1 protein-coding gene is annotated in these 510 nt (G+C 52.2%); it reads left to right on the top strand.

Annotated features, from left to right (window positions below):
* The first annotated feature begins 33 nt into the window (after positions 1-33).
* Positions 34-381, top strand: a complete 348-nt coding sequence (locus tag LOC67_RS11320; RefSeq protein ID WP_230262713.1) for a hypothetical protein — start codon at positions 34-36, stop codon at positions 379-381.
* The last annotated feature ends 129 nt before the right edge of the window (positions 382-510 follow it).

The following is a 510-nucleotide window of genomic DNA, read 5'->3' as shown; positions in this document are numbered from 1 at the left end:
CCGTTCCCCGACGAAGCTTGAGTTGATGATGCCATGAACGTTGAGACGATTCGCAACACCATCCGCACAAGCACAGATGAAGTGCAGGCCCTGATCCTCGAATTGCATGAACAAGACCCAGACAACGAAACATTCTCGCAAGTTGGCATACTCAACGGCAGTGAAACAGTCGCGGAGTATCTGAAACACAATGAGCTTGGTGTCGCGCTCGACCATCTGCTTTATATGATTCACGAATCCGATATTCGTTACGACATAGAACGCGTCAAACAACTCCATGCTCTTGCCGTTCAACTCAACATCAGAAACCACTACACTGCTGAGAATCTCAGGACACTGGGCGTCTCAAATGCTCACAACGTTCCCAAGACCGATGGATGAATGGCCGTGCCGCGCTAATCACGACTCAACGAAGCGGGGAACCATCGCGTGCACCGGAGTACGCGAGTCGAGCGATCTTGAAGTTGAAAGTCTTTCGCGCGTACCCGGTGACGCGTATCGTTCGCGCGG

The organism is Stieleria sp. JC731 (assembly GCF_020966635.1).
Taxonomy (GTDB): domain Bacteria; phylum Planctomycetota; class Planctomycetia; order Pirellulales; family Pirellulaceae; genus Stieleria.
The sequence above is the reverse complement of the archived record's forward strand: the minus strand, read 5'-3'. Positions and strand labels throughout refer to the sequence as shown.